Annotated in this window: 20 protein-coding genes; 10 read left to right on the top strand and 10 right to left on the bottom strand. The window is 58.8% G+C overall.

Annotation, left to right across the window (positions count from 1 at the left end; all coding sequences use genetic code 11):
• Positions 1 to 7: 7 nt before the first annotated feature.
• The 5 genes from RYA97_RS18410 to RYA97_RS18390 are packed head-to-tail and all read right to left on the bottom strand — an operon-like array spanning position 8 to position 3,579.
• Positions 8 to 244 (bottom strand): Rieske (2Fe-2S) protein, encoded by a 237-nt coding sequence (locus RYA97_RS18410; RefSeq protein WP_002552658.1) that lies wholly within the window; start codon positions 242 to 244, stop codon positions 8 to 10.
• On the bottom strand, positions 228 to 1,085 hold the full coding sequence (locus RYA97_RS18405) for an iron-containing redox enzyme family protein (RefSeq protein ID WP_016981630.1): 858 nt from the start codon (positions 1,083 to 1,085) through the stop codon (positions 228 to 230). Before RYA97_RS18405 ends, RYA97_RS18410 begins: the two co-directional genes overlap by 17 nt.
• The gene (locus tag RYA97_RS18400) at positions 1,085 to 1,882 is read right to left on the bottom strand and encodes a dihydrodipicolinate synthase family protein (protein WP_005782169.1); all 798 of its coding nucleotides are present in this window, start codon (positions 1,880 to 1,882) and stop codon (positions 1,085 to 1,087) included. The genes RYA97_RS18405 and RYA97_RS18400 overlap by 1 nt, the downstream gene beginning before the upstream one ends.
• Positions 1,872 to 2,390: a DUF6190 family protein gene (locus RYA97_RS18395; RefSeq protein WP_005782171.1), complete on the bottom strand. Its 519-nt coding sequence runs from the start codon at positions 2,388 to 2,390 to the stop codon at positions 1,872 to 1,874. The genes RYA97_RS18400 and RYA97_RS18395 overlap by 11 nt, the downstream gene beginning before the upstream one ends.
• On the bottom strand, positions 2,383 to 3,579 hold the full coding sequence (locus tag RYA97_RS18390; protein WP_044294484.1) for an aminotransferase class I/II-fold pyridoxal phosphate-dependent enzyme: 1,197 nt from the start codon (positions 3,577 to 3,579) through the stop codon (positions 2,383 to 2,385). The genes RYA97_RS18395 and RYA97_RS18390 overlap by 8 nt, the downstream gene beginning before the upstream one ends.
• A 217-nt stretch (positions 3,580 to 3,796) precedes the next feature.
• Here RYA97_RS18390 and RYA97_RS18385 point away from each other — a divergent pair, with 217 nt between their 5' ends.
• On the top strand, positions 3,797 to 4,477 hold the full coding sequence (locus RYA97_RS18385) for an acyl-homoserine-lactone synthase (protein WP_005782177.1): 681 nt from the start codon (positions 3,797 to 3,799) through the stop codon (positions 4,475 to 4,477).
• 1 nt (position 4,478) lies between these two features.
• Here RYA97_RS18385 and RYA97_RS18380 read toward each other — a convergent pair whose 3' ends face one another.
• Positions 4,479 to 5,222, bottom strand: a complete 744-nt coding sequence (locus RYA97_RS18380) for a helix-turn-helix transcriptional regulator (protein ID WP_005782179.1) — start codon at positions 5,220 to 5,222, stop codon at positions 4,479 to 4,481.
• A 289-nt stretch (positions 5,223 to 5,511) separates the two neighbouring features.
• Here RYA97_RS18380 and RYA97_RS18375 point away from each other — a divergent pair, with 289 nt between their 5' ends.
• On the top strand, positions 5,512 to 6,615 hold the full coding sequence (locus tag RYA97_RS18375) for a transketolase-like TK C-terminal-containing protein (RefSeq protein ID WP_117140502.1): 1,104 nt from the start codon (positions 5,512 to 5,514) through the stop codon (positions 6,613 to 6,615).
• Positions 6,616 to 6,617: 2 nt separating this feature from the next.
• Here the strand turns inward: RYA97_RS18375 and RYA97_RS18370 are convergent, their stop codons facing one another.
• Entirely contained in the window at positions 6,618 to 7,070 is a 453-nt protein-coding gene (locus tag RYA97_RS18370; protein WP_004657820.1) for a MarR family winged helix-turn-helix transcriptional regulator, read from the bottom strand.
• Between the two features lie 144 nt (positions 7,071 to 7,214).
• Here RYA97_RS18370 and aceE point away from each other — a divergent pair, with 144 nt between their 5' ends.
• Positions 7,215 to 9,884, top strand: a complete 2,670-nt coding sequence (gene aceE, locus RYA97_RS18365; RefSeq protein WP_117140501.1) for a pyruvate dehydrogenase (acetyl-transferring), homodimeric type — start codon at positions 7,215 to 7,217, stop codon at positions 9,882 to 9,884.
• A 109-nt stretch (positions 9,885 to 9,993) separates the two neighbouring features.
• Here aceE and RYA97_RS18360 read toward each other — a convergent pair whose 3' ends face one another.
• The 3 genes from RYA97_RS18360 to RYA97_RS18350 all read right to left on the bottom strand — a co-directional run bounded on the left by RYA97_RS18360 (position 9,994) and on the right by RYA97_RS18350 (position 13,985).
• Positions 9,994 to 10,848, bottom strand: coding sequence for a pirin family protein (locus RYA97_RS18360; protein ID WP_057412458.1), 855 nt, complete (start codon positions 10,846 to 10,848; stop codon positions 9,994 to 9,996).
• A gap of 201 nt (positions 10,849 to 11,049) precedes the next feature.
• Entirely contained in the window at positions 11,050 to 11,460 is a 411-nt protein-coding gene (locus RYA97_RS18355) for a PA2817 family protein (protein WP_004657828.1), read from the bottom strand.
• A 77-nt stretch (positions 11,461 to 11,537) separates the two neighbouring features.
• Positions 11,538 to 13,985 carry an acyl-CoA dehydrogenase gene (locus RYA97_RS18350; protein WP_011168129.1) on the bottom strand — a complete coding sequence of 816 codons (2,448 nt, stop codon included), beginning with the start codon at positions 13,983 to 13,985 and terminating at the stop codon, positions 11,538 to 11,540.
• A gap of 162 nt (positions 13,986 to 14,147) precedes the next feature.
• On the opposite strand from RYA97_RS18350, the gene RYA97_RS18345 reads away from it, so the two are divergent.
• The 7 genes from RYA97_RS18345 to lpxK all read left to right on the top strand — a co-directional run bounded on the left by RYA97_RS18345 (position 14,148) and on the right by lpxK (position 21,207).
• Positions 14,148 to 14,771: a glutathione S-transferase gene (locus RYA97_RS18345; RefSeq protein WP_010202220.1), complete on the top strand. Its 624-nt coding sequence runs from the start codon at positions 14,148 to 14,150 to the stop codon at positions 14,769 to 14,771.
• Positions 14,772 to 14,954: 183 nt separating this feature from the next.
• The gene (locus RYA97_RS18340) at positions 14,955 to 15,887 is read left to right on the top strand and encodes an ABC transporter ATP-binding protein (RefSeq protein WP_002552672.1); all 933 of its coding nucleotides are present in this window, start codon (positions 14,955 to 14,957) and stop codon (positions 15,885 to 15,887) included.
• Positions 15,884 to 16,672, top strand: coding sequence for an ABC transporter permease (locus RYA97_RS18335; protein WP_058401669.1), 789 nt, complete (start codon positions 15,884 to 15,886; stop codon positions 16,670 to 16,672). Before RYA97_RS18340 ends, RYA97_RS18335 begins: the two co-directional genes overlap by 4 nt.
• Positions 16,673 to 16,808: 136 nt before the next feature.
• Positions 16,809 to 19,025, top strand: coding sequence for a DNA internalization-related competence protein ComEC/Rec2 (locus tag RYA97_RS18330; RefSeq protein WP_117140500.1), 2,217 nt, complete (start codon positions 16,809 to 16,811; stop codon positions 19,023 to 19,025).
• An 81-nt stretch (positions 19,026 to 19,106) separates the two neighbouring features.
• On the top strand, positions 19,107 to 19,784 hold the full coding sequence (locus tag RYA97_RS18325; protein ID WP_002552676.1) for a MotA/TolQ/ExbB proton channel family protein: 678 nt from the start codon (positions 19,107 to 19,109) through the stop codon (positions 19,782 to 19,784).
• On the top strand, positions 19,781 to 20,212 hold the full coding sequence (locus tag RYA97_RS18320) for an ExbD/TolR family protein (protein ID WP_002552677.1): 432 nt from the start codon (positions 19,781 to 19,783) through the stop codon (positions 20,210 to 20,212). The genes RYA97_RS18325 and RYA97_RS18320 overlap by 4 nt, the downstream gene beginning before the upstream one ends.
• Positions 20,212 to 21,207 carry a tetraacyldisaccharide 4'-kinase gene (gene lpxK, locus RYA97_RS18315; protein WP_117140499.1) on the top strand — a complete coding sequence of 332 codons (996 nt, stop codon included), beginning with the start codon at positions 20,212 to 20,214 and terminating at the stop codon, positions 21,205 to 21,207. Before RYA97_RS18320 ends, lpxK begins: the two co-directional genes overlap by 1 nt.
• Positions 21,208 to 21,209 lie beyond the last annotated feature (2 nt).

The following is a 21,209-nucleotide window of genomic DNA, read 5'->3' as shown; positions in this document are numbered from 1 at the left end:
CGCGCTTCTACCTCAGTCGCCGAACCTGCAGGTTGCCACAAGGCGGGCCGCTCAATTGCTCTCCGGTTTCGAGGCTGAACACCGAGAAGTGCAGGGGACAGGTAATGGATCGGCGTTTCTCGTTGACCACTCCATGCTCCAGCCACCCCTCACGATGCGGGCAACTACTCGGTACCAGGTATTGCTCCTGGCCGATATGCACGGTGAACGTGTCGGGACGACGAAACTCAGCAGGCTCGTTCAAGGTTGGCCTCCTTGTTGAAGTGCTTGAGTCGGCGAGCTTTCTCTACGGCCAGGTCGAATGCCAGATTGGTGATCTCGCGCCCCATGCAGATGCCTCGCCAGGCTTTCACCGGGTCCAGATCACCGCTGACGTCCATGGCCTTGAGCAGGCGCTGCCCCTCGATGGCATGGAAAACGTCGATATGAACGTGTTCGGAGTAGTAGGTATGAGCCTGGATCTGCAATCGCTCGCAGAGCTGGGTGTAACACTCGAAAAAGAACGGCACCACGGTCTCAAAGTAGGTAATGACCCCGGCAAACCATGATGGATCATCCGCGCGCATGGCCAGCCAGCAGAACATGTTGGGAAAGGTGAAACCGGCACTGGAGTTGGCCTCCACGTAGAATTGCAGGTCCAGCGGCATGTCCAGTTCGCGCAGCAGGTCCTGATACAGCGTGGTATGCGAGCGCTTGAGGTTTCCCGAGCCAAACTCGTCGATCATCATGCGCAGCATGGGCATTTGCGCGGGCAGGCTGAGCCTGGGCATCAGATGATAGAAAACCTGCGCTTCGGTCAGACCATCCAGCGCAAACTCCTGAACCAGAATCCGGAACTCGTCGAGCGTCATGTCGCCGCCGACATAGTGCGCGCTGGGCGGCACTTCGCTGCTCTCCAGTTCGACCAGTTCGGCCAGCATTCTGCGCAGACCAGCGAGATCACCAGGAACATCCGCAGTCATGCTGCGTTCGATGGCGTCGTCGATCCAGCGCTGTTCGAATGCCAGGAGCTCCTGTGGGATAGGCACGAGTTTTTCGATAAGTGCACGATTGGCCAGAAACAGTTGCTTTTGCATGTTTTCCATCAGGCAGCCTCCTCGGTCATAACCCGGTCGCTGTCGATCACGCCACGGGCTTTAAGCTCGCGCTTGACCTGGGCGTACCAGTCGGACGCACTCAGCAGATACCGTTCATTGAGCGTCGCGATTTCCTGACTGAGCGCTGGCTGTTGGCGGTCAGCCGCTTGCCGACAGAGCAGCGGTTCCAGGTTGGCGAGGGACACCACATTGCCGTCTGACTCCAGTTCGCCAGCCAGCTGCATTTCCCAGCCGATAAAGTAGTCGACGCCCTGTTGCCGAATGGCATCCACCTGATCCTGCGAGCGGGACATGGACGGCGAGTCCTTGAGGCCAATCACTCTGGGTAACTGCGCGATGGCCTCGAGGGTGGCGAAGGTCTTTTCGTTGCCTGACAGGGCGGCCTCGTTGTACATGAAGATATCCAGATGCGTCGCGTCATGAATGGTCTGGTAATGGTCGATGATCACCTGCTGACTGATACCGGGTGTAAACGGCGAGGTGAACATCACCGCTTGCGCGCCGGCATCCTGAGCCATCAGGGCAAAGTCCAGTACCTCCTGCGTCGAACCGCGCTCAATCCCGGCGATGACCAGCTTGTCGCCTGCGTAGCGTAGGGTCAGCTCCAGCATCTGTAGCCATTGCTGACGCGACAGCCGCCAGCCTTCTCCGGAGGTCAGGCATGGAATGTAGCCGTCGACGTTGGCTGCGAGGCTGCTCAAAAGACGTTCAAGACTGGTTTCGCAGACCTGCGCCTGTTCGTTCAGAGGCGTTACCAGCGGCACCAGAATGGTTTTACCAGACATGTTCAAAGTCCTCGTTGCGGATCACCATGGCACTCGACTGGTCATAGAGACGTTGCAACATCTCCGGGAACGCAGGCTGTCTGACGGGGCTTTCGAACGGCTGCAGGAAAGGCTGCAGGACGTGCAGGCGCAGCAGCTCTGGATCATGGGTATAAAACGGGATTTCCTGCTCCAGTACCTGCGCCGCCAGCATTTTCTTTTCGACGGGCAGGCCTTTGAGCAGCGTGTCCGTCGCGGCGCGCTGGAGTATGTATTCGCTGCAGCCCTGGCGCTGGATGGCCATGTCGGTGTGCAGTACATCCATGAACGGGTAGTACACGTCCTGCAAGGCACGGCTTTTCTTCCAGATAATGGCGTCGCAAATGCCTATCTGGGCAAAATTCATCTGCACACTGCTTTCGTAGAACCGGGAAAAGAAGCCCAGGGATTTGTCACGCACACCGGGATCGGCGTGGTGCATGCCCATGAACACTGTTGCGTCGATCATTGGCAGGTCGTAGTCAGACATGGAAGTTCTCCAGTGCCTTGGCGATGACCTGAACCGCAGCCGCGAATTCGTCCGGTTTGCGTGCCAGTGCCAGACGTATGTAACGCTGGCCTTTTTCGGGCTGGCTCCAGTAGAAATATTTGCCCGGCAGCACGTACACGTCCCATTGCAGCAGATAAGCCTGCAACTCATCGGCGTTAATGCCTGGAGGCAGGATCTCGAACCACGCCACGCTGGTGTCGATCATCGGTTCCACATACTGCAAAACCCTGCCCTCAAGACCCGCCCGGGCCATGCGGCGGTTGACGTCCAGCACCGAACGCACTGAGTTGAAGTCATCGTCGTTGCTGTCCTCGATGTAGCGGGTAACCACATTGAGGATGAATGGCGAGACGTTCAAAAGGACGCTGGTGACGATGCTATAGATATCGGCGTTGATATCCTGGCTGGCCATGAGGGTGGCGCATTTGGTGTCTTGTAGCGGCCAGGTCTTGCCAGTGTCTTCCATGACCAGGTATTGCGTGCCGATGTCGTCGAGAATCGCGTAGGCGTCCACGCGTTCCCGACCGGCCGCCTTGAAGAACGAGGCGAAACAGAAATCGAGTATCAGCAGTTTGTTGTAATCGCGGCAGTATCTGGCCACTTCGACGAACGTATCCGGTCCGTCGGCAAACAGGCTGGAACCGGTCGGGTTATTGGGGTCGACCAGAAAGATCGCATCCAGCCCGATGGCCGCTTTCTGCAAGTTTGCGTACACCTCGGTCGATGAGGTGAACAGGCTTTCATCGAGTGCCGACATGGGCACTTCCATGTGTTTCAAGAGATCGTGCAAGTTGTCGAAGCAAGGCTCGATCAGCCCGACACTCATGTTCTGTTTGCGCAGGTAGGTCGCGGTAATATGCATGGCGATGGACGCTGCGTAGACGAGATAGATTTCGTCGTGGCGTTTCAGCGCATGGTGCTGGCCATGGAAGGTGAAAAAGGCATGAATGAAAGCCTGCTCACTCTGGTATTGGGTCTGGTTCTGCGCCTGATACCACAGCTCGGGCAGGCTGGCGACGATCATGCGCTGAGTGTCGCTCTGATCCTGATGAGTGTGCGCATCTGCCAGGTTGAAACGGGTTTTGAGGGCAGAGATTTCGTGTTGGGTAATATCGTCCAGAACAGGAACCGCGTTCAAGGTGTCGATACCGGCATATAGACTGTTCATACCATTATCCCTATGGAGTCATTATTGTTTGGGGCGCAGCCGTCCTGGCTATCCAGAACGCCGAAGCAGATTTCCTTATTTTTGGCTGAAATAACACTGTACCTAAGTGCAAATAACAGAATGTTATATTTCAAGGTGTTGACCTGTTCTTAGGTACAGTAGATTTACCGTTTGAAATACGCGATGCTTCACACTGGTTGTGCAAGGTGGAGTTTATATGTCGAGCGGGTTTGAGTTTCAGTTAGCCAGTTACACGACGATGCCCGTTACGTTGCTGGAAACGCTATATTCCATGCGCAAGAAGATTTTTTCAGATCGGCTTGAGTGGAAAGTTCGTGTGAGTCATGCATTTGAATTTGATGAATACGACAATGCCGCTACCACTTACCTTGTCGGAAGCTGGAACGGGGTTCCGCTGGCCGGACTAAGGCTGATCAACACCTGTGATCCCTACATGCTGGAAGGCCCATTCCGCAGTTTTTTTGACTGCCCTGCGCCCAAAAATGCTGCCATGGCGGAGTCGAGCCGGTTCTTTGTCGACACGGCTCGGGCACGCTCGTTGGGTATTCTGCACGCACCACTGACCGAAATGCTGCTGTTCTCCATGCACAACCATGCTGCGTTGTCCGGTTTGCAATCGATCATCACGGTGGTCAGCAAGGCAATGGCGCGGATCGTGCGCAAGTCCGGATGGGAGCACCATGTGCTGTCGACCGGTGAAGCATCGCCAGGCGAGACAGTGCTGCTGCTGGAGATGCCGGTGACGGCCGACAACCATCAGCGGCTGCTCGGGAATATTGCCCTCAGACAGCCTGTCACGGATGACCTGCTGCGTTGGCCGATAGCGCTTGGCGTATCAGGCTCCGCACCGCAAGCCTGCATGCACAGCGCTGCCTGAATCAGACCATGCCCATGTTGATGGCTTTGTAGACCGCCTGCTTGGCAGTGCGCACTTTGAGCTTGCTGGAGACATTGGACATGTGAAACTTCACAGTGCGTTCCGAGATGGAAAATATTTCAGCGATTTCGCTGTACGACTTGCCCATCGCCACCCATTTCAACACACCTGTTTCGCGGGTGGACAACTTGCACTGGGCGGGCTGCGGAAAGAGTTCATGGGGCGCTCGGGTCTTGATCAAACGGTCATGGAAGCGGATGAGGCTCATCTGGATATCGGCGGCTTTTTCGCGGATTCGCTGATCGAAATCGTTCTGCTGCCGGGCATTGCAAAGACTCAGTGCGGCAAAAAGCCCACTGGCATCGTGCAGGGTGAAAGTGGCCCCCGAGGACAGCTGATATTTGGCTGACCGCTTCAGGAAATCGTCGGTTTCGACGCCCTGAACAGCATTGCGGGCCTCTCTCCAGAAAAATGGCGTAATGCTATGCCAGGCATGTTTGATGATGGGATCAATGAGGTGATAGTTTGAGGCTACATAAGATTTCAGCCAGGAGTCTGGGTAATTGGACAAAATGACGGGTTTGACATTGCGCGTCTTGGGCGTGGAAAAGTAGGCGTAGGTAAAATCGCCAATGTGGTGCAGATCGTTTTCAAAGTCTTCGATCAGTTGACGGAGAGGGGCAGGGGCCCCGTTTATCTTCAACGGTGGGCAGTCAAGTTGGGCTTTCACGGTACGAACCTCCATGTAATACCTTGTTTATTGTTTTGTTCTCGGCCTGGCTGTACTCATTATCCGCATGTGTAATTTAAGTAGTACATGAAAACATGGACTACCTGTGTCTTTTGATTTTGAACACCGGTCAAGGCTGTAAAAAAGTGCGCTCGTCGAAGCATTTGCATACGAGCGCACGCGTGTTTGGGCGTTGGGCCCTGCACTGCGATCACGCACACCGGATGGGATTTTGTTGCGATTGCAATCATATTCTTCGTTCCATTAAGGTGCAAGGACGCTTGTCCGACAGCAAGGAGTAGTGATGAACAGCGCAAATGGCCACCAGTTGGCGCCGCAAACCCGGGTTGCAGCGCTGGCTTGCATGGAAAAGATTCAAGCGGCTGCGGGGCTTGCGCTGCGCGGGTGCTGTTCACCCCTGTTTGCGATGGCCGACATCGTCGAGCGTCTGACCCGAGACCCGTCTACCTCGCGGCGTATATCCGTGGTGCGAGCCAGCAAGCACATGGCCTGCGAACAGGAGGGCGTGCTCGCCAGCGCCTGGCCTTTGCGATTTGCTGCACAGGCCGGCAAGGTCGAATTGCCTCTGATCTACATGATCAGCAGCGAAACCTCGGCCGAACTGAGCGCGCTGGCATCGGAGTCATCCCAACGTGGAATTTTCTGCAACGACATCGAGACGCTGCCATCTCGCTGGCCCAAGGGCGCTCATCCGTGGCTGCCGTTGTGGCTCCTTTCAAACCGCAAGTGTCAGCCTTACGACCCTGCGGATGCCGCGGAGGCGCGGGCGATCACGCTGCACGCCTTGCACAGCCTGTATGTTGAGGGCCGGGCCGGTTTCTATTACATGGCGTTGCATGACGAATCCAATGATCAGGTCAGTGCGTTGAGCGAGACGCAGGCTGCGGCGGCTGCGCAAGGTATGTATCGGGTTGGCGATGCCGTTTCCGGCAATGACGGCCGTCGTGTGCGCCTGCTGGGCGCGGGCCTGGCCCTGCGTTCGGTGCGTCAGGCGGCCAGCCTGCTCAAGGAGCACTGGAATGTCGATTGCGAAATCTGGAGCTGCCCCAGCTATACCCGACTGGCGCGCGATGCCGGCTCGGGCCGACGCTGGAATCGCTTCCATCCCTTGAAGACCCCTCGGTCCTGGCACTTGCGTGATTGCCTCGGCGAAGGGCACGACGCCGTGGTGGCGGTCACCGGTTATCCGCAGGCCGTGGCCGAGCAACTGCGTGAACATGTCCCCGGACGGTTTGTTGCCTTGGGAGCCGATTCCGCTGCGCCGCAAGGTAAGCCTGCAATCAGCCCCGAGTGGATTGTCGTTCAGGCCCTGACCGCGCTTGCGGAGGGCGGGCAACTGAGCTACGAGCCGCTGAAACTCGCCCTGCAACGCTATCGGCTGGTCTGATGTCAGCTTTTACTGCCACTTTGTCGGGCTGCCAGTGCGGCACGCTCCAGCGCATCAGCAAACACGCGGCGCTGTGGGGCGTCGAATTGCGCCAGAAACAGCTCGTCGACCGCCGTTTCGTAGATCTGCCACATCTGTTTGCGCAGTGTCCGGCCCTTGTCGGTGATCGCTGCCACCGCGCCCCGGCCGTCGCTGTCGGATCTGTGACGTTCCACCAGCCCTTCGCTTTCAAGGCGGTCGATGAGGCGGGTCAGGTTGTAGCGTTCGATGGCCATGACATCGGCCAGCTCATGCATGCGGCGCATGCCCTGAGGCCCGCTTTCCACACCCCAGAGCGCGTCATACCAAGCGTATGGGGGCAGCTCGGCCGCCGCCAGACGTCGTTCGATTTCGCGAATAAGACAGCGGTGCGCCCTGACGAATCTGAACCACGTATCCGGTTCGGCTGACGACATGAATCACCTTTGTCTGAAATTCTTGAGGGTTGCAATAGTAACCGAGCACGGGATAAATTCCGGCATGTGATTGCAATTGCAATCAGATTTTTCAAGGCAGACGCCTGTCCGGCGTCCACTGCCGCATCACAGTAGGAGACGACGATGGCACAGCAACCCCGGTTTCTTGACGAGGATCCGCAAGAAACCCGCGAATGGCTCGAATCGATTGAGTCGGTACTCAACAGTGAAGGGCGCCCGCGCGCGCACTACCTGATCGATCAGTTGCTGGACTTCGATGTCGCTCAACACGGCGATTTCTATGGTCGGGTCACGACGCCCTACGTCAACACCATTCCCAGCGACCGTCAGCAGCCTTATCCGGGTGACCTCCAGGTTGAAAAGCGTATCAACGCGTTCATCCGCTGGAACGCCCTGGCGATGGTACTGCGTGCCGGCAAGCATTCCGGTGTGGGCGGCCACATTGCCTCCTATGCGTCTGCCGCCGTGCTCTATGACGTGGGGTTCGATCACTTCTTCCGGGGTCGTACCGAGCAGTTCGCCGGCGATCTGGTCTACATCCAGGGCCATTCTTCGCCGGGCATTTACGGCAGGGCGTACCTGGAAGGTCGCCTGAGCGAAGAGCAACTGGACAACTTCCGTCGTGAAACGGACCGTGATGGCATCTCGTCCTATCCGCACCCGCGCCTGATGCCGGACTTCTGGCAGTTCCCTACTGTTTCAATGGGGCTTGGGCCAATCACGGCGGCGTATCAGGCGCGTTTCATGCGTTACCTGGAAAATCGCGGGCTCAAGGAGCATCAGGGGCGCAAGGTCTGGGCCTTTCTCGGCGATGGCGAAATGGACCAGCCCGAGTCTCAGGCGGCCATTGCGCTGGCCGGGCGCGAAAAGCTCGACAACATCATCTTCGTGGTCAACTGCAACCTGCAGCGTCTCGACGGCCCGGTGCGTGGCAACAGCAAGGTCATTCAGGAATTCGAAAGCCTGTATCGCGCCGCTGGCTGGAACGTAATCAAGGTCATCTGGGGCAGTGGCTGGGATGCTCTGCTGGAGAAGGACAAGAGCGGGCTGCTGCGTCAGCGCATGATGGAGTGCGTGGACGGCGAGTACCAGAACTACAAATCCCAGAACGGCGCCTACGTGCGTGAGCATTTCTTCGGCAAGTACCCGGAGTTGCTGGAGCTGGTCAGCGACATGAGCGACGACGATATCTGGAAGCTCTCGCGGGGCGGGCACGATCCGGAAAAAGTCTACAACGCCTACGCTGCCGCAATGCGTCACAAGGGCGGGCCGACCGTGATTCTGGCCAAGACGGTCAAAGGTTTCGGCATGGGCGAGGCGGGCGAGGGGCAGAACATCAACCACCAGTTGAAGAAACTCGGGGCAGAGGCAATCAAGGCCTTCCGCGACCGTTTCTCTCTGGACATCACCGATGATCAACTGGGCGACATGCCTTATCTGAAACCCGCCGAGGGCAGTACCGAAGCGCTGTACCTCAAGGCCCGCCGGGCTCAGTTGGGCGGTTACATTCCGGCGCGTTTCAGCGACGCGGCCACCTTGCAGGTTCCGCCGCTTTCGGTGCTGGATACCCAGCTGAAAAGCACCGGTGATCGCGGTATATCGACGACCATGGCCTTTGTGCGCATCCTCTCGACGCTGCTCAAGGACCCGAACATCGGCAAGTTGATCGTGCCGATTGTGCCGGACGAGTCGCGAACCTTTGGTATGGAGAACCTGTTCCGCCAGATTGGTATCCATTCCCATGTCGGTCAGTTGTACACGCCACAGGATGCAGGGCAACTGAGCTACTACAAGGAAAGCACCGACGGGCAGATCATGCAGGAAGGGCTGAACGAGTCCGGCGCCATTTCCTCATGGATTGCAGCCAGTACGTCCTACGCCAACCATGGCGTGATGACCGTGCCGTTCTATATCTTCTATTCGATGTTCGGTTTCCAGCGTGTGGGCGATCTGGCCTGGGCGGCGGGTGATGCCCGGGCCAGGGGCTTTCTGCTGGGGGCCACCTCAGGCCGGACCACGCTGATGGGCGAAGGCCTGCAGCATGATGACGGGCACAGCCACGTGATGTCGTCGACGATACCGTGCTGTGTGTCTTACGACCCGACGTTCGCCTTTGAACTGGCGGTGATCATTCAGGACGGCATGCGCCGCATGTTTGCCGAAAATGAGGACATTTATTACTACATCACCTTGCTCAACGAGAACTACCCGCACCCTGATCTGCCTTCGGGCGCCGAAGCCGGCATTATCAAAGGGATGTACCCATTGCAGGCCAGTGCGTCGGTCAACTCCGGCAAACACGTGCAATTGATGGGCTGCGGGTCGATCCTTCTCGAAGTCATTGCGGCCGCCAGATTGCTGGAGGACGACTTTGGTGTGAGCAGTGAAATCTGGAGTGTTACCAGCCTCACCGAGCTGCGCCGTGAAGGCCAGGACGTCGAGCGCTGGAACCTGCTGCACCCTGAGCAGGAGCCGCGCCTGAGCTACGTTGAAAGCTGTCTCGCCGACAGGGAAGGGCCGGTCGTCGTGGCAACGGATTACATGAAGATTTTCGCTGACCAGATCCGTCCATTCGTACCCCTGCGTCGTTTCGTGGCGCTGGGTACGGATGGTTTTGGTCAGTCCGATACCCGTGAATCGCTGCGTCATTTCTTCGAGGTAGACCGTTACTTCGTGGCAGTGGCTGCGCTCAAGGCGCTGGCCGATGACGGCAAGGTCGAGCGTAAAGTCGTTGCTCAGGCCATCGAACGCTACAAGATCGACCCAGGCAAGCAGAACCCTGTGCTGGTCTGAGTCGCGCCCGTCTCTCTGTCACCAAGCCGTGGTCAGGAAACCGTGCACTTCAAGCGAAGTGCACGGTTTTTTGATTACCTGCGTGAGAATATCTGCCGGCTTTAGCCTGTCACGCCGTCAGACGATCTTCCCGGAAATCACGTAACGCCTGGTCAATCTCTTCGCGGGTGTTCATCACGAACGGCCCGTACTGCACGATCGGCTCGCGCAAGGGCTTGCCGGCAATCAACAAGACGCGTGCACCCTTGGTGCTGCTGATCTGCAAATCACCGGTGTCAGACAGGCGCGCAAGATGGCGCTTGCTCACTGGCTGTGCGCTGCCTTCTATTTCGATACTGCCTTCGTAAACGTACAGCAATGCAAGATGCCCGTCGGGCATGCGCGGGCTGATACGACTGCCGGCAGGCATGTCGAAGTCAAAGTACAAGGGCTCGGTATCCGGGCGCTGTACCGCGCCGGCCTGTTGAGCCTGGCCATCGTCGAAATGCCCGGCCAATACCACCACCTGCACACCGGCTTCAGTGGTCAGGCGAGGAACGTTTTCCGGCTGGATGTCCTGATAACTGGCGTCGTTCAGCTTGTTCTTGCCCGGCAGGTTCAGCCATAGCTGAAAACCTCGCATGGTGCCTTCTTCCTGTTCAGGCATTTCGCTGTGAATGATCCCGCGTGCGGCGGTCATCCACTGTACGCCGCCGCCCTGCAGCAGGCCTACATTGCCCATATGGTCTTCGTGACGCATACGGCCTTCAAGCATGTAGGTCACCGTTTCGAAGCCACGGTGCGGATGAGGTGGAAAGCCCGCAATATAGTCATCAGGCACGTCCGACCCGAACTCGTCCAGCATCAGGAATGGATCGAATTGTTCCACGCCCCGTCCGCCGAAAACGCGTGTCAGTTTGACTCCCGCGCCGTCAGAGGCAGGTTGGCCTGCCTGAATCGACAGGACTTTACGAAATTGAGTCATGGAAAGAGAGCACTCCTTATCAGGTGGCCTTTTCAGGCGCAAGGGAGTGTCATGGTATGCCTGTCTATTCGATTAACTGATTCGAATCCCGGAACGGAATGATCGTATTTATCGATGTGTTGCCTGCTGATACGCATTGGCGTGAGTAACAGGCAACCTGCCCGGAACAGACTCCGGGCCAGGCGTTACAACGAGAGGTGATCAGTGTTTGCTGCCCTGTGTCGACATGGCCAGCAGCTGCTTTTCCTGGTTCCAGTCAAATGGTTCATCGTTCTGCTCGGCTTCGTAACGGCGCTCTTCCAGCGCCTGATACAGCTCGATTTCATCATCCGGCATGAAATGCAGGCAGTCACCGGCAAAAAACCACAGCAGGTCGCGAGGCACCAGGTGGGCGATTTGCGGGTAGCGCTGGATGACCTGACACAGGATGTCCTGGCCCAGGTACTGGCTTTCTATCGGGTCCTGTGGCAGTTGCTCGACCAGTTCGTCGAAGCGCTCCATGAACAGCGCGTGGCTTTCTTCCGGAACCTGCTCGGCCTCGCCCAGCGCGACCAGAATGCTGCGCAGGTGTGCCAGCAGGCCAAGTTGGTGATCGAGAGTGGCGTCGGCCATCGGGTAATCCTCAAATGCAAAAACAGGCGCGAGAGTATAAAGCTCTACGCGCCTGCTGTGTGGTGTGACCTTGAACGTCAGCGAATCTTGCCCGCTGCCAGGGTCAGTTCTTCCTTGTCGAAATCATCCACGTCGATCACCTTGCGACGGGCGGCTTCGGCTGTACGCAGTGTCTGTGCCTCTTCTGCCTGCAATACACCGATGCGCAACGCAGCGTCGATGGCATGCTCGCCTGCGGCCGGTTTGATCTGACCACTCTTGAGCGCCGTTTGCAGCTTCTTGTGCAACGGATATGCAGTAGTCAGCAAGTCGATGGCATGTTGCAGCGCGCCGACCGGATCTTCTGCCGATTGCGGGCGATAGCAGCCTGCGAGCAACTCTTCCAGCGTCGGATCGCCCTTGGCGCGGCCCAGCACCTGTGCAACTTCGGCGTCCAGCTTGTCCGAAGGGCCCTTGTGGCGACGACCGAACGGGAACACCACTGCACGCAACAGCCCACCCAGCACACGGTTAGGGAAGTTGCCGAGGATTTCGTCCATGGCACGTTCCGAATGGCCCAGACTTTCTTCCATGGCCCAGCGAAACAGCGGGCTCATGTGATCTGGCGAGCCAAGATCGTGGTAGCGCTTGAGTGCCGCCGAAGCCAGATACATATGACTGAGCACATCCCCCAGACGCGCCGACAGGCGTTCGCGGCGTTTCAACTCGCCGCCCAGCAGCATCATGCTCAAGTCCGCCAACATCGCGAAAGCTGCTGCCTGACGGTTCAACGCGCGGAAGTAGCCTTGGCTCAGGCTGTTGCCCGGTGCTCTTTCAAAATGGCCAAAGCCCAGATTAAGAATCAGGGTGCTGGCGGCGTTGCTCACCGCAAAACCGATGTGCTTGAGCAGGAGCGCGTCAAACTCGAGCAGCGCCTGCTGCTTGTCTTCGCGACCGGCCAAGGCCATTTCCTTGAGCACGAATGGATGGCAGCGAATGGCACCCTGGCCGAAGATCATCAGGTTACGTGAAAGGATATTCGCCCCTTCAACGGTGATGAAAATCGGCGCGCCTTGCCAGTTGCGGCCCAGGTAGTTGTTTGGGCCCATGATGATGCCCTTGCCGCCATGCACATCCATGGCGTGACCGATACATTCGCGGCCACGCTCGGTCAGGTGGTATTTGAGGATCGCGGAGAGCACCGAGGGTTTTTCTCCCAGATCGACCGCATTGGCGGTCAGCATGCGCGCGCTGTCCATCAACCAGGCGTTGCCGCCGATGCGCGCCAGCGCTTCCTGAATACCTTCGAACGCCGACAGCGGCACATTGAATTGCTCGCGTACCTTGGCGTACTGGCCGGTGACCAGGCTGGTGTACTTGGCAGCGCCGGTGCCGACCGCGGGCAGCGAAATCGAACGTCCCACCGACAGGCAGTTCATCAGCATCATCCAGCCTTTGCCGAGCATTGGCTGGCCGCCGATCAGGTAGCTCAGCGGAACAAAGACGTCCTTGCCTGAATTCGGGCCGTTCATGAACGCTGCGCCCAGCGGCAAGTGGCGACGGCCGATTTCAACGCCTGGCGTGTCGGTCGGAATCAATGCAAGGCTGATGCCGAGATCTTCCTCTTCGCCGAGCAAGTGCTCAGGGTCGTAAGCCTTGAAAGCCAAGCCGAGCAGGGTGGCGACCGGGCCAAGGGTGATGTAGCGCTTTTCCCAGGTCAGGCGCAGGCCGATGACTTCCTCGCCTTGCCACTGACCTTTGCAGATAACCCCGGTGTCGGGCATCGCGCCGGCATCGGAACCTGCCAATGGACCCGTCAGCGCGAAGCAGGGGATATCTTCGCCACGTGCCAGACGTGGCAGGTAATGGTTGCGCTGTTCGTCGGTGCCGTAATGCAGCAGCAATTCAGCAGGGCCGAGGGAGTTGGGCACCATCACGGTGGAGGCCAGGTCGCCGCTGCGGGTGGCCAGTTTCATGGCCACCTGAGAGTGGGCGTAGGCCGAGAAGCCCTTGCCACCGAATTCTTTCGGAATGATCAGGGCAAAGAACCCGTGCTCTTTCATGTGCGCCCAGGCTTCAGGCGGCAGGTCCATGGCCTGACCGATTTCCCAGTCGCTGACCATCGCGCAGAGTTCTTCGGTCGGCCCGTCGATAAAGGCCTGTTCTTCTTCGGTGAGCTGGACTTTTGGATAGGCCAGCAGCTTGTCCCAGTCCGGGCGACCGCTGAACAGCTCGCCATCCCACCAGACCGTACCGGCGTCAATCGCATCGCGCTCGGTTTCCGACATGGGCGGCAGCACTTTCTGAAACCAGCTGAACATGGGCGCAGTGAAGTGCTTGCGGCGCAGGTCGGGCAGCACAACAGGTACGAACACTGCCAGCCACAGCACCCAGAAAACAGTCAGCAGCCATCCTGGCGCGTGGCTGAAAATGCCCATGGCCAGCAGGTAGACGGCTACCACGCCAAGCGCCGGGAGCGGGGCGGTACGCCGATGGGCCAGCCAGGCAATGCCGACGACCAGCACTACAATCCACAACAACAGCATAGGTATTCCTCCGTGATGACCGCCGCCGTGGCAGCGATCAAGAACTGGTCGCCGGGCAGTGGTGAGGCGACATCGATAGTGACCCCTGGTTGACGAGGAAGTTGCCGCCGCTTCGGGGTAGACTGTGAGCCTTTATTTATCAGCGACTGCGAGGGGAACGCAATGCTCAAGATATGGGGACGGAAGAATTCCAGCAATGTGCGCAAGGCACTCTGGATTGCCGAAGAAGTGGGCGTGCCCTACGAGACGCAGGACGCCGGTGGGGCATTCGGGCTGGTCAATGAAGCAGCTTACCGCGCGAAAAACCCCAATGGCCGGATTCCCATGATTGAAGACGGCGACTTCGTGCTTTGGGAGTCGAACGCGATCGTACGCTATCTGGCCGCCCGCCATGCCCCGGACTCGGACTTATACCCCACTGACCTTCAGGCTCGCGCCAACGCAGACAAGTGGATGGACTGGACCTCCTCGACCATCGCGGCCCCGTTCAGCCCGGTATTCTGGGGCGTGGTACGCACCCCGCCCGAGAAACAGGACTGGCCGTCCATCGAGCAAGGCATCAAGACCCTGCACAGTCTGCTGCTGGTCGCCGATGAGGCCCTGTCTCGCCAGCCTTACCTGTCCGGCGAAGCTTTTGGCATGGGCGACATTCCCTTGGGGTGCTTCGCTTACGGCTGGTTCGAAATGCCGATTGAACGTCCGCCGCTGCCCCACCTCCAAGCCTGGTATGAACGCCTCAAGACGCGTCCGGCGTATCGCAAGGCCGTCATGAGTCCGCTGACCTGAGCATGCAGTCTGAGCATTTAAAACAGTTGATCGGGCTCATGTCCGGCTCTTGATATTTACTATTAACAGATGTGTCTGTACTTGAATGACCCAGCCGAGCACCATTGCACGCCTGGGTCGTCATGACAGGCGTGTGTTCCCGGTCAGCTTCATTCCTTTTTCCTGATGAGTACTCTTTCCGATATGTCTTCCGCTCTGTCCATTCGGCAGCTAACCAAAACCTACGGCAACGGTTTCCAGGCCTTGAGTGGCATTGATCTGGACGTGGCCGAGGGTGATTTCTTCGCTTTGCTTGGCCCTAATGGTGCAGGCAAGTCCACCACCATCGGTATCATCTCGACGCTGGTCAACAAGACCAGCGGAACGGTGAACATCTTCGGTCACGATCTGGATCGCGAGCCCGCTGCGCTCAAGCGTTCCATTGGCGTGGTGCCGCAGGAGTTCAACTTCAACCAGTTCGAGAAGACCTTCGACATCGTCGTCACCCAGGCGGGTTACTACGGCATCCCGGCAAAGATCGCCAAGGAGCGCGCCGAGCAGTACCTGACTCAACTGGGCCTTTGGGACAAGCGCGACGTGCCTTCACGGTCGCTGTCAGGTGGTATGAAACGGCGCTTGATGATCGCCCGTGCGCTGATTCATGAGCCGCGTCTGCTGATCCTCGATGAGCCCACTGCTGGTGTGGACATCGAGTTGCGCCGTTCGATGTGGACGTTCCTGACCGAACTGAATCAAAAAGGCATCACCATCATCCTCACCACGCACTACCTGGAAGAGGCCGAGCAGCTGTGCCGCAACATCGGCATTATCGACCACGGGGTGATCGTGCAGAACACCGGCATGAAGCAATTGCTCAGCACCCTGACTGTCGAAACCTTCGTGCTGGATCTGAAGGCGTCCTGGCAGACCGCGCCGCAGCTGCCCGGTTTCCCTTGTCGTTTGCTCGACAGCCACACCCTGGAAGTTCAGGTCGACAAGAATGTCGGCATCACCGCGCTCTTTAGCCAGCTCGCTTTCCAGAACATCGAAGTCTTGAGCCTGCGCAATAAATCCAATCGCCTTGAGGAGTTGTTTGTGTCCCTGGTGGAAAAAAACCTTGCGAAGGTGGCGCTATGACCGTGCAGAGCGGCGAGTTGCGCCCCAACCTGATTGCCCTGAAGACCATCGTTTACCGCGAGGTCCATCGCTTCATGCGGATCTGGCCGCAGACCCTGCTGCCGCCTGCGATCACCATGGTTCTGTACTTCGTGATCTTCGGTAACCTGATCGGTCGTCAGATCGGCGACATGGGCGGCTTTACCTACATGCAGTACATCGTGCCGGGGCTGATCATGATGTCGGTGATCACCAACTCCTACGGCAACGTGGTCTCGAGCTTCTTCGGTGCCAAGTTTCAGCACTCCATCGAAGAACTGATGGTCTCGCCGGTCTCGCCGCACACCATTCTGGTCGGTTACACCCTGGGCGGTGTGTTGCGTGGTCTGATGGTCGGTTTCATCGTCACCATGCTGTCGATGTTTTTCACCGACCTGCAAGTGCATCACTTGGGTGTAACCATCCTAGTGGTGGTGTTGACCGCCACCATCTTCTCGCTGCTGGGCTTCATCAACGCAGTGTTCGCGCGCAACTTCGATGACATCTCGATCATCCCGACCTTCGTCCTGACCCCGCTGACCTATCTGGGTGGCGTGTTCTACTCGATCAACCTGTTGCCGCCGTTCTGGCAGACCGTGTCGCTGGCCAACCCGGTCCTGCACATGGTCAATGCCTTCCGCTACGGCATTCTGGGCGTCTCCGACATCAAGATCAGCATCGCCCTGGCGTTCATGATCGTGGCAACGTTTGTGCTGTACTTCGGCTGCGCACGGTTGCTGGTGAGCGGGCGCGGTATGCGTCAGTAACACATGCTTTGCGACCCGCCAGCCTGGCGGGTCGCCTGTCTGCCGAGACCGGCTGTTCAGGTTTTGCAACACACCATCACTTCCGACATTTCCATATTGCGCTGATCCTTGAAGCTTTCCGCTTCAAGGAATCACCATGCGCACAGGGATGATCGCGCTCGCGTCGGGGCTTGTGGCCTTACGCTTTCTGCCTGCTTTGCCGCCGACCTGGCTGTTGCTGCTGATGCCGATACTGGCGTTGATGCTGCTACCGTTTCGTACCTATCCACTGGCGCTGTTCCTGCTCGGTTTTACCTGGGCGTGTGTTTCTGCGCAGTGGGCGTTGAATGACCGTCTGGTTCATCGTCTGGACGGTCAGACGCTGTGGCTGCAAGGCAAGGTGGTCGGTTTGCCCAGTGTCGCCGAGGGCGTGGTGCGTTTCGAACTGGAGGGGGCAAGGTCGCGCAGGGCGATATTGCCTGCACGCATCCGGGTGGCGTGGTACGGCGGTCCGCAGGTCAACAGCGGTGAGCGCTGGCGCATGGCGGTCAAACTCAAGCGGCCGGCCGGGCTGGTCAATCCTGATGCTTTTGATTACGAAGCCTGGCTGTTGGCGCAGCGCATCGGTGCCACCGGTACGGTGGTGGATGGTCAACTGCTGACACCTGCGCGCGGGGCGTGGCGCGACCTTATTCGTCAGCGCTTGCTGGCGGTCGATGCGCAGGGCAGAGAGGGCGGCTTGGCGGCGCTGGTGCTGGGCGATGGCTCCGGATTGTCGAGCACCGATTGGCAGGTGCTGCAGGACACCGGCACGGTGCATCTGCTGGTGATTTCCGGCCAGCATATCGGTTTGCTGGCCGGGGTGATTTACGCGCTGGTCGCAGGCCTTGCACGCTGGGGGCTGTGGCCACGGGCTTTACCCTGGCTGCCTTGTGCCTGTGCGCTGGCGTTCATCGCTGCGCTGGGTTACGGGCTGCTGGCCGGTTTCGAGGTGCCGGTACGGCGTGCCTGTGTGATGGTCGCGATGGTGCTGCTGTGGCGTTTGCGCTTTCGGCACCTGGGCGTTGTCTGGCCGTTGTTACTGTCATTCAACGCGGTGCTGATTTTCGAGCCGCTGGTGACACTGCAGCCGGGGTTCTGGCTGTCTTTCGCGGCGGTTGGCATTCTGGTGCTGATTTTCAGTGGACGTCTCGGTGCCTGGAATTGGTGGCAAAGCTGGACGCGTGCGCAGTGGCTGATCGCAATTGGCTTGCTGCCTATTCTGCTGGCGCTGAACCTGCCGATCAGCCTCAGCGGTCCGTTTGCCAATTTGCTGGCTGTGCCTTGGGTCAGCTTGATCGTCCTGCCGCCTGCGTTGCTTGGAACACTGCTGCTGCCGGTGCCTGTTGTGGGCGAAGGCTTGCTCTGGCTGGCCGGAGGAGCGCTGGAGTGGCTGTTTATGTTTCTCGGCTGGGTTGCCGCAGTCTTGCCCGCCTGGTTGCCCAGTGCAATGCCGGGCTGGGCGTGGCTGCTTAGTCTGCTCGGGGCCTTCATTTTATTACTGCCCAAAGGCGTGCCGATGCGTCCGCTGGGTTGGCCATTGCTGTTGTTGTGCGTTTTTCCGCCGCTCGACTCAGTGCCTGCAGGCCAGGTAGAAGTATTGCAGCTGGACGTGGGGCAGGGCCTGGCCATTCTCCTGCGCACTCGAAATCACACGCTCTTGTACGACGCAGGTCCACGTTTCGGTGAGTTCGATATCGGTCAGCGTGTGGTCGTGCCCGCCATGCGCAAGGCCGGTGTGCGTCATCTGGACCTGATGTTGATCAGTCACGCCGACTCCGATCATGCCGGGGGCGCAGCGGCGGTTCATCAGGCATTTCCGGTTGACCGTGTACTGGGCGGTGAGCTGGCCAGGCTCGCGCCGCAACTCGACGCGCGCTTGTGTGAGAGCGATGCGCGCTGGGAGTGGGATGGGGTGGTGTTCTCCACCTGGCGCTGGGAGCAGGGGCCTGATGGCAATCCCGCATCCTGCATGTTGAGTGTCGACGCCGGGGGCGAGCGTCTGCTGCTGACGGGTGATATCGACGTCGACGCGGAACGTGCGGCAATCGCCAGCGGTTTCGACCTTCGCGCCCATTGGTTGCAGTCCCCGCATCACGGCAGCCGGACCTCGTCATCCAAAGTATTTCTTCAGGCCGTCGGAGCGGTTGGCGTGCTGATCTCCCGTGGCCGTAACAATGCCTTCGGCCACCCGCATCCGTTGGTTATGGCGCGTTATCGATGGCTGGGTATGGCCAGTTATGACAGCGCTGAGCTGGGCGCTGTCAGTCTGCGGCTGGGTACGTTCGGCACGCCGCAGGCAGAGCGCGCGCAACGGCGTTTCTGGCGTGACTGAGTGAAGGGATATCGATCTCGGCGTTCGGCACTTGGCGACCCTATGATAGAGTGGCGCCAATTTTTCGAGGGAGTGATCACTGTGTGGGAACTGGTCAAATCTGGCGGCTGGATGATGCTGCCGATTATTTTGAGCTCCATCGCCGCTGCCGGCATTATCATCGAGCGTCTGTGGACGCTGCGTGCCAGCCGTATCACGCCGCCGCATCTGCTCGGACAGGTCTGGCAGTGGATTCAGGAAAAGAAGCTCGACGGCGAAAAGCTCAAGCAACTGCGTGCCGACTCGCCTCTGGGTGAAATTCTCGCCGCAGGTCTGGCCAATTCCAGGCACGGTCGCGAGATCATGAAGGAATGCATCGAAGAAGCCGCCGCCCGGGTTATCCATGAACTGGAGCGCTACCTGAGCGCGCTGGGTTCGATTGCCGCCATGGCACCGCTGCTTGGCTTGCTGGGTACGGTGCTGGGCATGATCGATATTTTCGGCTCGTTCAACAGTTCGGGGGCCACGGCCAATGCCGGTGTACTCGCCGGTGGTATCTCCAAGGCGCTGATCTGTACCGCGTCGGGCCTTATCGTGGCTATTCCGGCAATCTTCTTTCATCGCTTTCTGCAAAGTCGCGTCGATGAGCTGGTGGTCGGCATGGAGCAGCAGGCCATTCGTCTGGTTGAAGTGGTGCAGGGCGACCGCGATGTCGATCTGATCGACGCCAAAATCGATCTCAAGTCGCTGGCCAGAGCGGGCGGGGGCAAGAAGAAGTGAAATTTCGCCGTCGCAGACCCCGGGAAAACATCGACATCAATCTGGTCTCTCTGATTGATGTGGTGTTCATCCTGCTGCTGTTTTTCATCGTGACGACCACGTTCACCCGTGAAACCCAGTTGCGGGTGGATCTGCCACAGGCGGTCACCGGTACGCCGGAGGTGGACGCCAGCGCTAAGCATCTGGACATCGCCATCAACGCCGACGGGATCTTCTCGCTGAACAACCAACTGTTGCCCAAGAACGATCTGGCAACCCTGATCGAAGCGCTGCAACGCGAGTCGGCGGGCGATACCAGCCTGCCGTTGTCGATCAGTGCCGACGGCAAGACCCCGCACCAATCGGTGATTACGGCCATGGATGCGGCGGGTAAACTGGGTTTCAGCCATTTGCGCATGACCACTGTCGAGGCCACACCGGCTAACTGATGGCATTTACCGACCGTTTGCTTGATGCCTGGTACAAGGGCCACCCTGCGCTGGCGCTTTTGCGTCCGCTCGAAGGCCTTTATCGGCGCGTCGTAGAGGGCAAGCGCGCGCGTTTTCTGGCGGGTGAGGGCACTATCTACCGCGCTCCGGTGCCGGTTATTGTGGTGGGTAATATCACCATCGGCGGCACTGGCAAGACGCCACTGATCCTATGGATGATCGAGCACTGCCGTCGTCGTGGCCTGCGTGTCGGTGTCGTCAGTCGCGGTTATGGTGCCAAGCCTCCCAGCCTGCCGTGGCGCGTCAAGGCCGACCAGAGTGCCAGCGAGGCGGGCGATGAGCCTTTGCTCATCGTCAAACGCAGTGGCGTGCCGCTGATGATCGATCCGGATCGCAGTCGCGCCGTGCAGGCCCTGCTCGCTGCCGAGCCTCTGGATCTGATTCTTTCCGACGATGGCCTGCAACATTATCGTCTGGCCCGCGATCTGGAGCTGGTGCTGATCGATGCCGCCCGCGGGCTGGGCAACCGTCGTTGTCTGCCTGCCGGGCCATTGCGCGAGCCGGTTGAGCGCCTAGGCAGTGTCGACGCCTTGCTTTACAACGGCGCAACGGCTGATCGCGACGATGGCTACGCCTTTATGCTCAAACCGTCAGCCCTGATCAATCTGCGCAGTGACGAACGTCAGCCGGTGGATTATTTCCCGGCCGGGCAGGCGCTGCATGCGGTCGCCGGAATCGGCAATCCTCAACGTTTCTTCAATACCCTCGAAGGATTACACTGGCGGCCGGTGGCTCACGCGTTCGCCGACCATGCGGTCTACAGTGCCCAGGCGCTGACATTCACACCGGCATTGCCCTTGGTCATGACCGAGAAGGATGCGGTGAAATGTCGTGCCTTTGCAGCCGATGACTGGTGGTATCTGGCAGTGGATGCAGTACCGTCCGATGCTTTTGTCGACTGGTTCGATGAGCAACTGCTACGTCTCTCTCCATGATT

Origin of the sequence: Pseudomonas syringae group sp. 26L6 (assembly GCF_032587815.1) — a bacterium.
GTDB classification, from domain to species: domain Bacteria; phylum Pseudomonadota; class Gammaproteobacteria; order Pseudomonadales; family Pseudomonadaceae; genus Aquipseudomonas; species Aquipseudomonas amygdali.
The sequence above is the reverse complement of the archived record's forward strand: the minus strand, read 5'-3'. Positions and strand labels throughout refer to the sequence as shown.

What these genes read in the sequence shown, in the direction of transcription:
- RYA97_RS18405 (WP_016981630.1), bottom strand. Translation starts at nt 1,085, where the DNA reads ATGGAAAACATGCAAAAGCAACTGTTTCTGGCCAATCGTGCACTTATC.
- RYA97_RS18400 (WP_005782169.1), bottom strand. Translation starts at nt 1,882, where the DNA reads ATGTCTGGTAAAACCATTCTGGTGCCGCTGGTAACGCCTCTGAACGAA.
- RYA97_RS18395 (WP_005782171.1), bottom strand. Translation starts at nt 2,390, where the DNA reads ATGTCTGACTACGACCTGCCAATGATCGACGCAACAGTGTTCATGGGC.
- RYA97_RS18390 (WP_044294484.1), bottom strand. Translation starts at nt 3,579, where the DNA reads ATGAACAGTCTATATGCCGGTATCGACACCTTGAACGCGGTTCCTGTT.
- RYA97_RS18385 (WP_005782177.1), top strand. Translation starts at nt 3,797, where the DNA reads ATGTCGAGCGGGTTTGAGTTTCAGTTAGCCAGTTACACGACGATGCCC.
- RYA97_RS18380 (WP_005782179.1), bottom strand. Translation starts at nt 5,222, where the DNA reads ATGGAGGTTCGTACCGTGAAAGCCCAACTTGACTGCCCACCGTTGAAG.
- RYA97_RS18375 (WP_117140502.1), top strand. Translation starts at nt 5,512, where the DNA reads ATGAACAGCGCAAATGGCCACCAGTTGGCGCCGCAAACCCGGGTTGCA.
- RYA97_RS18370 (WP_004657820.1), bottom strand. Translation starts at nt 7,070, where the DNA reads ATGTCGTCAGCCGAACCGGATACGTGGTTCAGATTCGTCAGGGCGCAC.
- aceE (WP_117140501.1), top strand. Translation starts at nt 7,215, where the DNA reads ATGGCACAGCAACCCCGGTTTCTTGACGAGGATCCGCAAGAAACCCGC.
- RYA97_RS18360 (WP_057412458.1), bottom strand. Translation starts at nt 10,848, where the DNA reads ATGACTCAATTTCGTAAAGTCCTGTCGATTCAGGCAGGCCAACCTGCC.
- RYA97_RS18355 (WP_004657828.1), bottom strand. Translation starts at nt 11,460, where the DNA reads ATGGCCGACGCCACTCTCGATCACCAACTTGGCCTGCTGGCACACCTG.
- RYA97_RS18350 (WP_011168129.1), bottom strand. Translation starts at nt 13,985, where the DNA reads ATGCTGTTGTTGTGGATTGTAGTGCTGGTCGTCGGCATTGCCTGGCTG.
- RYA97_RS18345 (WP_010202220.1), top strand. Translation starts at nt 14,148, where the DNA reads ATGCTCAAGATATGGGGACGGAAGAATTCCAGCAATGTGCGCAAGGCA.
- RYA97_RS18340 (WP_002552672.1), top strand. Translation starts at nt 14,955, where the DNA reads ATGTCTTCCGCTCTGTCCATTCGGCAGCTAACCAAAACCTACGGCAAC.
- RYA97_RS18335 (WP_058401669.1), top strand. Translation starts at nt 15,884, where the DNA reads ATGACCGTGCAGAGCGGCGAGTTGCGCCCCAACCTGATTGCCCTGAAG.
- RYA97_RS18330 (WP_117140500.1), top strand. Translation starts at nt 16,809, where the DNA reads ATGCGCACAGGGATGATCGCGCTCGCGTCGGGGCTTGTGGCCTTACGC.
- lpxK (WP_117140499.1), top strand. Translation starts at nt 20,212, where the DNA reads ATGGCATTTACCGACCGTTTGCTTGATGCCTGGTACAAGGGCCACCCT.